At 52.4% G+C, this 12,729-nt stretch carries 11 protein-coding genes; 5 read left to right on the top strand and 6 right to left on the bottom strand.

Going from position 1 to position 12,729, the window contains the following annotated elements; all coding sequences use genetic code 11:
• Positions 1 to 2: 2 nt before the first annotated feature.
• The 3 genes from HBA93_RS13455 to HBA93_RS13445 form a co-directional block, all read right to left on the bottom strand.
• Entirely contained in the window at positions 3 to 1,232 is a 1,230-nt protein-coding gene (locus HBA93_RS13455; RefSeq protein ID WP_221723609.1) for an efflux RND transporter periplasmic adaptor subunit, read from the bottom strand.
• A 28-nt stretch (positions 1,233 to 1,260) separates the two neighbouring features.
• Positions 1,261 to 2,721: an efflux transporter outer membrane subunit gene (locus HBA93_RS13450; RefSeq protein ID WP_221723608.1), complete on the bottom strand. Its 1,461-nt coding sequence runs from the start codon at positions 2,719 to 2,721 to the stop codon at positions 1,261 to 1,263.
• Positions 2,722 to 3,030: 309 nt separating this feature from the next.
• Positions 3,031 to 3,708, bottom strand: a complete 678-nt coding sequence (locus HBA93_RS13445) for a GntR family transcriptional regulator (RefSeq protein WP_121993240.1) — start codon at positions 3,706 to 3,708, stop codon at positions 3,031 to 3,033.
• Positions 3,709 to 4,101: 393 nt separating this feature from the next.
• Here HBA93_RS13445 and HBA93_RS13440 point away from each other — a divergent pair, with 393 nt between their 5' ends.
• The 5 genes from HBA93_RS13440 to HBA93_RS13420 all read left to right on the top strand — a co-directional run bounded on the left by HBA93_RS13440 (position 4,102) and on the right by HBA93_RS13420 (position 9,058).
• Positions 4,102 to 5,472, top strand: a complete 1,371-nt coding sequence (locus HBA93_RS13440; RefSeq protein WP_121993238.1) for an aspartate aminotransferase family protein — start codon at positions 4,102 to 4,104, stop codon at positions 5,470 to 5,472.
• 322 nt (positions 5,473 to 5,794) lie between these two features.
• Positions 5,795 to 6,613, top strand: a complete 819-nt coding sequence (locus HBA93_RS13435; RefSeq protein WP_221723607.1) for an ABC transporter permease — start codon at positions 5,795 to 5,797, stop codon at positions 6,611 to 6,613.
• Positions 6,613 to 7,377 carry an ABC transporter ATP-binding protein gene (locus tag HBA93_RS13430; RefSeq protein ID WP_221723606.1) on the top strand — a complete coding sequence of 255 codons (765 nt, stop codon included), beginning with the start codon at positions 6,613 to 6,615 and terminating at the stop codon, positions 7,375 to 7,377. The genes HBA93_RS13435 and HBA93_RS13430 overlap by 1 nt, the downstream gene beginning before the upstream one ends.
• Before the next feature lie 97 nt (positions 7,378 to 7,474).
• Entirely contained in the window at positions 7,475 to 8,491 is a 1,017-nt protein-coding gene (locus tag HBA93_RS13425) for an ABC transporter substrate-binding protein (RefSeq protein ID WP_221723605.1), read from the top strand.
• A gap of 30 nt (positions 8,492 to 8,521) precedes the next feature.
• On the top strand, positions 8,522 to 9,058 hold the full coding sequence (locus HBA93_RS13420; RefSeq protein ID WP_353619362.1) for a gluconokinase: 537 nt from the start codon (positions 8,522 to 8,524) through the stop codon (positions 9,056 to 9,058).
• Here the strand turns inward: HBA93_RS13420 and HBA93_RS13415 are convergent.
• From HBA93_RS13415 to hutU, 3 genes are all read right to left on the bottom strand, one after another.
• Positions 9,007 to 9,570, bottom strand: coding sequence for a HutD/Ves family protein (locus HBA93_RS13415; RefSeq protein WP_286201929.1), 564 nt, complete (start codon positions 9,568 to 9,570; stop codon positions 9,007 to 9,009). The two genes, HBA93_RS13420 and HBA93_RS13415, sit on opposite strands and share 52 nt — an antisense overlap.
• Positions 9,571 to 10,899 carry a YjiH family protein gene (locus HBA93_RS13410; protein ID WP_221723604.1) on the bottom strand — a complete coding sequence of 443 codons (1,329 nt, stop codon included), beginning with the start codon at positions 10,897 to 10,899 and terminating at the stop codon, positions 9,571 to 9,573. It abuts the gene before it with no gap.
• Between the two features lie 146 nt (positions 10,900 to 11,045).
• Positions 11,046 to 12,719: a urocanate hydratase gene (gene hutU / locus HBA93_RS13405; RefSeq protein WP_221723603.1), complete on the bottom strand. Its 1,674-nt coding sequence runs from the start codon at positions 12,717 to 12,719 to the stop codon at positions 11,046 to 11,048.
• Positions 12,720 to 12,729: the final 10 nt, after the last annotated feature.

The raw sequence follows: 12,729 nt of genomic DNA, 5'->3' as shown, positions 1-12,729 counted from the left end.
CATCAGAACCTTATGGAGCGGCCACGACGGCTGCGCGGAACTGCAGGTCCGCCGGCACCATCTCCGGTTACGATTTTCTCACCTTCTTTCAGACCGGAGATGATCTCAACCATCACCTTGTCATTCAGGCCGGTTTCGACCGGTTTTTCGCTGATAGTTCCGTTCGGCTCCATCACCCGCACCGTGATTTTGCCTTTTTCATCCGGTTCGGAAAGCGCGGTGGAAGGGATCAGCAAAACATTATCAGCCTGCCCCAGAATAATATGAATTTCAGCGGTCATATAGGTTTTCAGCACGCCGTCAGGATTGGCAATGTCAAAAATGCCCTTGTAATAAATGGCCGAGGCTGTGCTGGTGCTGCTGCTGGCCGCACTGGTACCGCCAAAGCTCTTGTCGCTGACGATGGATTGCGGCGCGGGTTCCAGAATTTGCAATTTAGCTGTGTAACGCTTGTTACTCTGGCCGGGTATCGTAAAGTAAAGATCCTGTCCTTCTTTGACATTTACAACATCGGCTTCAGAAATATCGGCCTCAACAGTCATGGTGTCGAGCTGGCCGATAATAGCAATGGTCGGTGCTGATTGCACAGCATTAACCGTCTGGCCTTCCTGCACAACAGTTGCCAGAATTGTGCCGTCAATCGGCGCACGGATTTGCGTATAGCCGAGATTGGCTTCAGCCGTTTCAACGGCAATTTTCGAGACTACAATCTGCGCATCGCTTAATGCGATCTGCGCTTCGGCAGATTTAACGGCTTTGACGGCCTTGTCATAATCGGCGCGCGAAATTGCATTGCGCGACACCATCTGCTGTTGGCGGGTCAGATCTTGTTTGGTTAGCTCCAGCTGGGCGATTTTATCTTCGCGGTCTGCCTGATTGCGGACTTCTTCCGCTTTCGCCTTCCGCAGATCATTCTGCTGGGTGGTGGCATCAATCTGGGCAATCAGGTTGTCTTTTTTCACCAGCTGTCCGGCTTTAACATTGAGGCTCAGCACACGGCCGGAAGCCTGTGCACCCACTGCCACCAGTCGTGCAGGTTTGAGAATGCCGGTGGCAAGGACTGTGGTTTCAATATCACCCTTGCGCACTGTATAAGTCATGATCTGCGGGGTTTCAGTTTTGAAATAATCCGCAGTGAAGTAATAGAGAACAGCAGCCAGTCCTGCGATTGCAAGCAACCAGAAGAGCCATTTTTTAGCAAAACCGCGTTTCTTTTTGGAACTACCGTTCATCTATACCTCATCAGCCTGAATCTTCATATCAGGGTATTCTTTTTTGGGTTACGAGATGCGGCCCTGTATAGCCGTCCTGAATTTCAGCTTTGTCCGTTATAATGGTTCCGTCCCAGCCGCCACCCAGTGCTTTTTGCAGGTTGATATAGTCCTGCAACAGGCTGACCCTGAGTTGAATCAGGCTGCCTTCATTCGAATAGAGTGAACGCTCGGATGTCAGCAGATCAAGGAAACTTGTTGAGCCGCTCTGGTAGAGCGCACGGGAAAGCTCCGTTGCCCGCCGGTAAGATTGCACGGCTTTTTGTGTCTTGGCATATTGAATACGCCGCTGATTAAGTGACACACTGGCATTTTCCACTTCTTCCAAAGCGGTAAGAATGGCCTTGCGATAGCTGATAAAGGCCTGATCGCGACTGGCTTTCGCAGCATCGACCGCGGCATTGAGTTGCCCGCCTTTAAACAGCGGAACGGTCAGGCTCGGGCCAAAACCCCAGCTGATTGTCGAGCCTTTTCCGAGATCGCCGATCCGCGCACCCGCGGTGCTGATATTACCGGTGAGGCTGACACTCGGATAGAGCGCTGCCTGTCTCTGACCGATCACAGCTGTGGAGCGCGCATAATTACGCTCTGCAACGCGTAAGTCAGGGCGGTTTAGCAGCAGATCAGCGGGAATACCGGCTGTCACGATCGCCGGAACCGCAGGAACCGGTTTCGGTTTCTCAAGCGTAGCGGTCAGCGCAGTCGGCGCTTGACCGGTCAGTACCGACAGGCGATGCAGGCTCTTGGCATAGGCGGTTTTCAGTTCCGGAATTTGCGCTTCCGTGCTGCTGGTCTGGCCTTCTGCATTAGCCAGATCAACTTCAGAAATATCACCGGCATTAAACCGTGCACGGGTCAGTTCAGCGGTTTTACGCTGAGATTTTACGGTGCGTTCAGTCAGCGCAATGCGTGCCTGCAATCCGCGCAATTCCGCATAGTTGCTGGCAATGTCACCGATCATGGTAACCAGAACCGCATGCATATTTTCCTGCTCAGCATCCAGACCATAGCGTGCGGCTTCAACGGAGCGGAGATTTGCACCGAAAAGATCAAGCTCCCAGCTGGTGTTCAGACCGGCAGTGAGACCGGTGCTTTCACCGCTGTCGCCGCTCTTGGAACGTTTCGCACTGCCTGAGCCGTCAAGCACAGGGTATAACGCGCCGCCTGCTTGTTGATAGGATGCACGAGCTTCGCGGATTTTGGCTTTTGCCAGTGCAACATCATTATTGCCTTGCACAGCCTGTCCGATGAGATTGTCCAGCACCGGATCATTGAAGCGTTTCCACCATTGTGCAAGCTGCGCCGGTTTGGCTGGTGCAGATTTTTGTCCGCTCCATGAAGCAGGCAATAAAGTGGACGGAGTCTGATAGTCGGGGCCGACAGCGACACAGGACGCGAGAGCCGGAAGCGTTATGCTCAACGTTGCCAGACGCAAAAACAGCACAGTCATGAAATGGCAATATCCCTGAAATATAAATAACAGCCGGAGCATTGCCGCACCCGCCCGGTATTTTTACCGGATGTGCGCAACAATGCGATAAAATCAAGACACCGGAGAGATAGATACGCTCCTGACAAACACCGGCTGTCATGCCGTGTTTGCAGTCTTGTCACAGCTTGGCGATGAAAAAAAGCAAGAAAACCATTTTTTTACCAAGCTTAACGATTTGTAATAATAAATCCGCTGATTGTGCATAACCGGCAAATGAATTGTCAGGATTTTGCCGGGGCAAATCGTTATGCCTGATAAGACTGTGGATCAGCTGTCCGGACTGTGTAAACGGATGCGACTGATAATCAGGTCACTGGCTGTCAGAATATCATGGGCGATTGCTGCTTCCGCTGCATCTGCATCACGATTTTCTATTGCCTGCACAATTTTATAATGGTCATCAATCATTGCACGTCCGCCATGTTTATAGGCATCGGCAATCAGTGGCCCCATTTGCAGCCACAGCCGGTTGATGATGGAATTGAGCACCGGCATGGCCGCGACTTCCACCAGGGCCGAATGAAAAATATGGTTCATCGCCAAGGCATCGCCCCAGAGCTGTTTTTTCATTGCCTTGTCATTATCTTCGACCAGTTTCCACAGGCGGGCGATGTCCTTTTTACCTGCCTGTTGTGCGGCCTGTCTGGCGGCCAGTCCTTCAAGACGCACGCGGATGGAACGGATTTCTTCATATTTTTTCTGATCCAGCACCGGTACGCGGATATCCCGCGGTGTTTTCTGAATCAGCGCTTCGTCCTGAATAAGTCGCAGCAATGCGTCGCGCACCGGCGTGACACTGGTTCCCAGTGATGCTGCCAGTTCACGAATGGTCAGCCGCGTATCGGGTGCAAATTGTCCGCGCATCAGCGCCTGAGAGAGTTTGCGATAGACGATTTCGCCGAGATTATGGTGTTCAAGCGTCTGAAGTTCTGAAATGCCATTCATGCAAGATATGTCCCCCGCAGTGAGCGAACTGTTCTGTTTTTATGATCTCACTCCAAATCCGGCCCTGTTTTGCCGGAAATGTTCTGAATAAAATGACTCATCATAACCATGAATATAATCACGGCAGTGTTATTGATTACGCTGTTTATCAGGCCTGTCGCAACAATAAATTGGACGCGGCGATATGCTTGACAAACTATTATATAAAAAACATGATGCATCAAATGGGAGGCGGGATTTTATTTCAGATCATCGCTTCAACGGAGAAATTTCAGAGTAGTTTTAAGCAAAAAACAGCAATGTTTTTGTGTGAAAAGCTGCGCCGAGCAAAGCGATGAACGGTATCCTGTTCGGGAGATCAGGCCGTTCTGGAGTAAAACCAGGTAGGGAACTATGGATAAGCAGCCGAATTCACCTGAAGCGCGTGACATTCAGTATCACCTTCATTCTTACACGAATGCGCGTCGTCATCAGGAAATCGGACCGATGATCCTTGAAAAAGGTGACGGGATCTATGTCGAGGACAACAATGGCAAGCGCTATATTGAAGGTCTGGCCGGTCTGTGGAGCGTAGGTGTCGGCTTCTCGGAACAGCGTCTTGTTGATGCTGCCACCAAACAGATGCAGAAACTGCCTTATTATCACAATTTCGGCCATAAATCGCATGGTCCGGTGATCGATCTGGCAGAAAAGCTGGTGACCATGGCACCGGTGCCGATGAGCAAGGCGTTCTTCACCAATTCCGGCTCCGAGGCCAATGATACCGCGATTAAAATGCTGTGGTACCGCTCCAATGCACTCGGTCAGCCGCAGCGCAAAAAGATCATCAGCCGTAAGCGCGGCTATCATGGTGTGACCATTGCTGCAGCAAGCCTTACCGGTCTGCCTGCAAACCAGATGTCCTTTGATCTGCCGATTGCTAATATTCTGCACACATCCTGCCCGCATTACTGGCGTGAAGCGCTGCCGGGCGAAACGGAAGAGCAGTTCACAGACCGTATGGCTGCTGATCTGGAAGCGATGATCCTTGCAGAAGGCCCTGAAACGATTGCCGCATTCATCGGTGAGCCGATCATGGGTGCCGGTGGTGTTGTTGTGCCGCCGGACAGCTATTGGGGTAAAATTCAGGCTGTTCTGAAGAAATACGACATTCTGCTGATTGCGGATGAAGTAATCTGCGGTTTCGGCCGTACCGGCAATATGTTCGGTACAGAAACCTTCAAAATGCAGCCGGATATTATGGTGTTCTCCAAGCAGCTATCTTCTTCTTACTTGCCGATTTCGGCACTATTGGTGAATGATAAGGTGTTTGAACCTCTGGCTGATGAAAGCAACCGTATCGGTACTTTCGGCCATGGTTATACCGGCGGTGCACATCCGGTGGCTGCTGCTGTTGCCAATGAAAATATCAAGATTATTGAAGAAAATAATCTGGTCGATAATGCCCGCAACGTCGGTGCACATATGCAGAAGCGTCTGCGTGAACTGGCTGATCATCCGTTGGTGGGTGAAGTCCGCGGTAAAGGCCTGATCGCAGCGGTTGAACTTGTTGCTGACAAGCAGACCAAAGAACCGCTTGAAAAAGCCGGTAATCTCGGTTTGATGGCAAATAATGCGCTGCTCAACAACGGTGTTATCTGCCGCAACATGCTGGACACTGTTGCGTTCTGCCCGCCGCTGATCATCAATGAAAAACAGGTTGATGAAATGGTCGGCGCTTTTGCCAAGGCACTGGATACAGTGGCTGCTGAAGTGAAGAAATAATCTGTTCTGACAGATCTCATGAAACGGCGCATGTGAGCAATCACATGCGCCGTTTTAATTTATGCTCTTTCAAACGACTGCAATATGTGCTTAATCTCGCGCATCCACAGGGGGGCTCCGTAGTGCCGGGGCTGAGATGCTAGTGTCAAACTGGCGGACTCTAAAGCTGATCTGGGTAATACTAGCGGAGCGAGGCGGACCATGATTTCTGGCGCACAAATTTCCACTTCTTTTGTCACTGTAATTCCGGCGGCGTATTTCCGGCTGACCTGAAGAATTTCTTTGCAAGTTTCACCCGTATTCTTGTCACCGGAATTTTATCATGTCTGTTTATCAAACTGCCGCTGCAGATTGCCCGCAATCTGTACGCAAGTCATCGGCTCATCTGTTCAGAGTTCTTCCTGCAATCTTGTCTGTCGGTGCAGTCTTTTTGTTCTGGGAAAGCTATGTTGCGCTGTCCGGTATTGCACCGTCCGTATTGCCGGCACCGAGCCGGATTTTGCAGCAGATGTTTCTGCATCGTCAGGCTTTATGGGATAATACCCTGCCGACAATCCGTGCCTCGCTGATTGGGTTCAGCTGTTCCGTGATTACCGCTTGTCTGCTCTCCGTTTTGATTGACCGCTATATCTGGCTGCGGCGAGCGCTGTTTCCGGTTTTCATCATTAGCCAGACCCTGCCGCTGATCGCCATTGCACCACTGATTGTACTGTGGTTTGGCTTTGGTCTGTTGCCGAAAATTCTGCTGGTCTCTCTAGTCACCTTTTTCCCTATGCTGGTGGCACTGGTGCAGGGCTATGCCTCGACAGATAAAGAGATAGAGCATTTGCTGTCATCAATGGGTGCAGGCAGATGGACGATCTTCCGGTTAGCGCGCATTCCGTCAGCTTTGCCTTATTTTTTCGCAGGCCTACGCATTTCAATTACCTATGCAGTCGTTGGTGCGATATTTGCTGAATATGCGGGTGCTTTCAAAGGCTTAGGCATTTATATTCTTAATGCTAAAAACAATTTCCGGCCTGATCTGGTGCTGGCAGCGGTATTCATCAGCGCGACGCTGACATTAAGCCTGTTTGGTCTGACTTTTCTGATACAAAAATGGATCGCCCCGTGGCTGAAAACAGAGCGGGGTGCAGAGTAATGACACGTCTGCAATTGCAATCTGTCGCTAAATCTTTCGGCTCGCTGGAGGTGCTACGGGATATTTCGCTGCATGTGGCGGAGGGCGAGTTTGTCTCGGTTCTGGGGCCGTCAGGAGCCGGAAAAACTACAATTTTCAATCTGTTGACGGGTGCGGAACAGCTCTCGCAGGGGCGCATCATCTTTGACGGCGCGCCATTAGCACAATCAGGCGATGCCTTTGCGTTCATGCCGCAGCGTGATGCTTTGATGCCGTGGCGGCGGATGATTGATAATGCCACGCCGGGGCTGGAAGTGCAGGGCATGAGCCGCAAGGATGCCCGCAAATTAGCCGAACCGCTGTTTAAGGAATTCGGCCTTGCCGGTTTCGAGCAGGCTTATCCGGCGGAATTATCGGGCGGTATGCGCCAGCGGGCAGCCTTGCTGCGAACCGTTATTCAGCAACGTAAAATGCTGCTGCTGGATGAACCATTTGGTGCGCTTGATGCCTTGACCCGTGCTTCAATGCAGCACTGGCTGGAAAGCATGTGGCAGAGCTATCGTTGGACGGCTTTGCTGATCACCCATGATGTGCGCGAAGCGGTGTATCTCTCAGACCGAATTTATGTGTTGTCGGCGCGACCAAGCAGGGTTGTGCATGAGGTGACCGTCGATCTGCCGCGCCCCAGACGGGGTTCACTGCACAAAACCGCATTGGAAAAAGCTGCCGCACTGGAAGCTGAAATTCTTGAACTCCTACTAAGAGCGGTTCCAGCTATGACTTAAATGTTGAAACCGCTCTAACTGTTTGTTTTTACGAATTATCCTACGCAAAACCGGTTTCCACTTTTGCTGGAAATGCTTTATTCATAAGGATATGACCATGGCAATTTTGAACCGTCGTCGCCTGCTTTCCGCACTGGCTCTGTCTGGCGCGATGAGCGTTTTACCAATAACTGCATTTGCCAAAGATCCGGCGAAGGTGACTGTCGCCCTCGACTGGACGGTGAATACCAATCATATCGGCATGTTCATTGCCCGCGATCAGGGCTTTTACAAAGACGCCGGACTGGATGTAACGATCCTGCCTTATTCCGACACATCGGCCGGATTGCTGGTTGCCAATGGTGCGGCGGATTTCGGTATTGTCGGCTCTACCGGCCTGTTTGCGCAGCGCACTGCGGGTGCTGATCTTGTCGGCACCTATGCCGTGGTGCAGCACGAAACCGGTCGCCTGGTGTTTATGGATGACCGGCAGGATATTCAGTCGCCGAAAGATCTCGACGGCAAAACCTATGCCGGTTTCGGCTCCAATTGGGAGCGCAAGCTGATTGAAACCCTGATCCGTGCCGATGGTGGCAAAGGTGAGTTTGAAATTGTGACACTGGGCACCTCGGCCTATGAGGCGCTGGCCAATGGTGCCGTGGATTTCACGCTGGAAATCGCCACATGGGAAGGGGTGAAAAACGAGCTGGAAGGTGTGAAGCAGCGGGCGTTCCGCTATTCGGATTACGGTATACCGGATCAGCATACCACCCTTCTGGTTTCCTCCGGCACATATCTCAAAGACAATCCGGAAACGGCAAAGGAATTTTTAAGTGCCACGCAACGCGGATTTGCTTTTGCAGCGGATCATCCCGATGAAGCAGCCGATATTCTCATTCGCGGTAATCAGGATGTGCTGACCGATGACAAGCTCATCCGCGCCTCGCTGAAAGCTCTGAATGACGGGCATTTCCTGCGCGATAGTAACGGTACAATCGGTAAAATGCGACCGGAAACCATGCTGGCCTTGGGTGAGTTCCTGTTTAAGGCAGGCATTCTCTATGATAAAGAAGGTGCCGTGTTGCAGGAAAAACCGGACTTTTCGAGCTATTTTACCAATGATTTCCTGCCTTAATACAAGCATTTGAGCAGAGAGGCGGAACCGGTGCGAATTATAGTGATGGGCGTTTCCGGTTCCGGCAAATCAACACTGGCTTCAGCTTTGGCGCAGGTTCTGGGATTGTCCTTTATTGAGGGGGATGATCTGCATCCGCAAAGCAATATTGCGAAAATGCAGGCCGGTCAGCCACTCAATGATGCGGATCGCCTGCCTTGGCTGCAAGCCATTGCAGCGGCTCTTTCAAACCAGTCAGAGGGCGCGGTGGCGAGTTGTTCCGCGCTTAAAAAGTCTTATCGGGATTTGCTGCGTGAGCAGACCGGTGAGCCGTTATATTTCATCTGTCTGATCTGCGACCCTGACATTATTGCTGCGAGAATGCAGGCGAGACACGGGCATTTCATGCCCGCATCTTTACTCATTTCGCAACTGGCCAGTTTTGAAATCCCGCAAGGTGAACCGGTGACATTGCTACTGTCCTGCGACCAGCCCGTGAACACGATGCTTGCAACCTGCAAAACATGGCTGGAAGATCAGGCCGGATTGAGCACAATCACAAAGACTGTGCCATTGCCGGAAAGCTGAAGTTCTGTATTGTTGCAGTGCTCAAACCGCAGACAATCATTGGCCTCAAGCTGTGTACCTCCGGCTTGCACAGTACCTTTGCTGCAGAAGACCAGCACGGTTGTTCCGCTCAAAGACAGACTGACAGGTTTTGTAACCCCATAACGGCTGACCTGATGCGTAAAGCGCCCGCGCCGTGTCATCACATTCAGATCGGTGATGGCTGAGCCGAGCAATTTCGCACTGGTCGGACTGTCGGCAGGGAAGGAGAAAGGCGGTGTTTCACCTTTCAGTTCCTGATCTGCCAGACCTTCGACGGACAGGGTAATCCCGTCGCCTTCAAGCACGGATAAAGTGCGGTCGATGCCGGTAAAGACCGAAAACGGCCCGTCACCGGCTACCGTTGCGGTGCTGATACGCCAGTCGAAATTATCGACTGACGCATCCTCTGGAAAAACCGCAATTTCAACGGTAACACCGCCGCCGTTTTTCCACGGCATCCGGCGGTGCTGATGATTTTTGAGAAGCTGCATTTATTGTAACCAGCCGTTGGAAACCGCCCAGAGCGCCACCGGCGCTGTCAGCAGAATGCTGAGCGCTGTGCGGATATACCAGATCACAATCAGATCACGGAATTTGAGCGGAATTGAAGTTGCCAGCACACAAGGAATGGATGCCGAGAGAAACAGTACCTGCGAGACAGAAACCACTGCAGCTACGAATTTGAGCGCCACATCGGCATCTTTCAGCAGGATGGCAGGCAGGAACATTTCAGCAAGACCGGCTGCCACGGATTTCGCTGCCAGCATTGGCTCCGACAATTGTGCCAGCCATGTGAAAGGATAAAGCGCCAGCCCCAGCACGTCGAAGAGCGGCGTATATTTCGAGGCGAGCAGACCCAGCAGGCCAACGGCCATAATGCTTGGCAGGATCATCGAAGCCATGCGCAGACCATCGATAAAAGTTGCACGCAGCATCGGCAGAATGTGCGGCGCTTTTTCAGCCTGTTCGAGACCGACATTGATCGCGGTTGCCAAGCGGGACTTACCTTCCGGTAGCGGTGTGTCGCGGGTTTCCGGATGGTCCATTTGTGCCAGCGGCCAGAGACGCGCAGCAATTGCGGAAACGATGAAGGTCACAAAGAAGGTTGTCCAGAAATACAGGTTCCACGCATCCATCAGATTAAGCGTTTTGGCGACGATAATCATAAAAGTTGCTGAAACCGTCGAGAAGCCGGTGGCAATAATTGCCGCTTCACGCGCGGTATATTTGCCTTCGCGATATACACGGTCGGTAATCAGCAGTGCCAGCGAATAGCTGCCAACAAAAGAAGCCACCGCATCAATGGCTGACCAGCCCGGTGTACGCCAGATCGGACGCATTACCGGCTGTACGATGACGCCGGTAAATTCCAGCAATCCGTAACCGATCAGAAACGCCAGCGCCAAGGCGCCAATCGGCACGATCAGGCCGACGGAGAGGACAAGCTTGTCAAAGAGAAACGGCAGCATATCCGGTGTGAACAGCAGTTCCGGCCCGACACCGGCGAGATACATGCCGGTGAGTACCAACCCCAGCACACGCAGCACGGAGAAAATGCTTTCCGTCAGGTTTTTGTTCCATGTGCCACGGATAAACGGGCTGAGCGCACCATAGGCAATCAAAAGACAGACGAAGGTCAGTGCGACAGGACGCAATTGCACCGCAACTGCTGTCGCAGCATGGTCGAGCAGGATTGTGGATTTTCCGCCGATGGTGACCGGAACGAAGAAGAAAAAGATACCGAGAAAACTGAAAAAGATCAGTTTGAATGCAGCTGAGCCGCGCGAACCGCCGCTGCTGCCAACAGTTATATCTGACATGATGACCCCTGATTATTGTTATTCATGCAGAAGGAGATTCCGTAATCTCAGAAGCTGTTTTGCCCTTGTCTGTTACGGCCTCTCCCAAAGCCGGAAATGTGAAAAAGAAAGGCAGCCTCCTCGCAGGCTGCCTTTGTAATCAGATTTTAATTGCCGAGAATGCCCGGCAGACGCAGACCCTGTTCCCTGGCGCAGTCGACTGCAATGTCATAACCGGCATCGGCATGACGCATCACACCGGTTGCAGGGTCATTCCACAGCACGCGCTCAAGGCGGCGGGCAGCATCATCGGTACCGTCAGCACAGATCACCATGCCTGCATGCTGGCTGAAGCCCATGCCAACGCCGCCGCCGTGATGCAGCGATACCCATGTGGCACCGGATGCGGTGTTGAGCAGGGCATTGAGCAGCGGCCAGTCGGATACAGCATCAGAGCCGTCTTTCATCGCTTCTGTTTCGCGGTTTGGCGAAGCCACAGAACCGGAATCCAGATGGTCGCGGCCGATCACAACCGGTGCTTTCAGTTCGCCGTTTTTGACCATTTCATTAAAGGCAAGGCCGAGACGGTGGCGGTCACCAAGGCCAACCCAGCAAATACGGGCAGGCAGACCCTGAAATTCAATGCGCTCACGCGCCATATCTAACCAGTTATGCAGATGCTTATTATCCGGCAGCAGTTCCTTGACCTTGGCATCGGTCTTGTAAATATCTTCCGGATCGCCGGAGAGTGCTGCCCAACGGAACGGGCCGATACCACGGCAGAACAGAGGGCGGATATAGGCAGGCACAAAGCCCGGGAAGGCAAATGCGTCTTCCAGACCTTCTTCCAGCGCCATCTGACGGATATTATTGCCGTAATCGAGGGTCGGAATGCCCATATTCCAGAAATCAACCATCGCGGCGACCTGAATTTTCATCGAGGCGCGCGCTGCCTTTGCAACGCCTTTCGGGTCGCTTTCCTGTTTTGCACGCCATTCAGCAACGCTCCAGCCGATCGGCAGATAGCCATGTACCGGATCATGCGCAGAAGTCTGGTCAGTGACGATATCCGGCTTAACGCCGCGCTTCACCAGTTCAGGGAAAATCTCTGCCGCATTGCCGATCAGCGCAATCGACTTGGCTTCACCGGCTTTTGTCCACGCATCAATACGTGCCAGCGCTTCATCAAGGCTGTGGGTTTTTTCATCGACATAGCGGGTACGCAGACGGAAATCCGCACGGGTTTCATCGCACTCAACTGCAAGACAGCAGGCACCGGCCATCACAGCCGCCAGCGGCTGCGCGCCGCCCATACCGCCTAAGCCGCCGGTGAGAATCCATTTGCCTTTGAGATTGCCACCGAAATGCTGACGACCGGCTTCGACAAAGGTTTCATAGGTACCCTGCACAATGCCCTGCGCACCGATATAAATCCACGAACCGGCGGTCATCTGGCCATACATAGCCAGTCCCTTTTTATCCAGTTCGTTGAAATGATCCCAGTTTGCCCAATGCGGCACCAGATTGGAATTGGCGATCAGAACGCGCGGCGCATCTTTATGGGTGCGGAAAATACCGACCGGCTTGCCGGACTGTACCAGTAATGTTTCATCGCCTTCCAGATCTTTCAGGCTGGCAACAATCTTGTCAAAATCTGCCCATGTACGGGCGGCGCGACCGATACCACCATAGACCACCAGCTCATGCGGGCGCTCGGCAACATCGGGATGCAGATTGTTCATCAACATGCGCATCGGCGCTTCGGTGAGCCAGCTTTTGGCGGTGATTTCCGTGCCGGTTGCAGGACGGATTTCACGTTCATTGTGACGCGGATTATTCATCGAATGTTCC

It is taken from the genome of Ochrobactrum sp. SFR4 (assembly GCF_019730395.1).
Lineage (GTDB): Bacteria > Pseudomonadota > Alphaproteobacteria > Rhizobiales > Rhizobiaceae > Pseudochrobactrum.
This window is presented reverse-complemented; position numbering and strand designations above follow the sequence as displayed.

Coding starts and splice junctions, on each gene's coding strand:
- HBA93_RS13415 (WP_286201929.1), bottom strand. CDS start 9,570: ATGCAGCTTCTCAAAAATCATCAGCACCGCCGGATGCCGTGGAAAAAC.
- HBA93_RS13450 (WP_221723608.1), bottom strand. CDS start 2,721: ATGACTGTGCTGTTTTTGCGTCTGGCAACGTTGAGCATAACGCTTCCG.
- HBA93_RS13440 (WP_121993238.1), top strand. CDS start 4,102: ATGGATAAGCAGCCGAATTCACCTGAAGCGCGTGACATTCAGTATCAC.
- HBA93_RS13425 (WP_221723605.1), top strand. CDS start 7,475: ATGGCAATTTTGAACCGTCGTCGCCTGCTTTCCGCACTGGCTCTGTCT.
- hutU (WP_221723603.1), bottom strand. CDS start 12,719: ATGAATAATCCGCGTCACAATGAACGTGAAATCCGTCCTGCAACCGGC.
- HBA93_RS13435 (WP_221723607.1), top strand. CDS start 5,795: ATGTCTGTTTATCAAACTGCCGCTGCAGATTGCCCGCAATCTGTACGC.
- HBA93_RS13430 (WP_221723606.1), top strand. CDS start 6,613: ATGACACGTCTGCAATTGCAATCTGTCGCTAAATCTTTCGGCTCGCTG.
- HBA93_RS13455 (WP_221723609.1), bottom strand. CDS start 1,232: ATGAACGGTAGTTCCAAAAAGAAACGCGGTTTTGCTAAAAAATGGCTC.
- HBA93_RS13445 (WP_121993240.1), bottom strand. CDS start 3,708: ATGAATGGCATTTCAGAACTTCAGACGCTTGAACACCATAATCTCGGC.
- HBA93_RS13410 (WP_221723604.1), bottom strand. CDS start 10,899: ATGTCAGATATAACTGTTGGCAGCAGCGGCGGTTCGCGCGGCTCAGCT.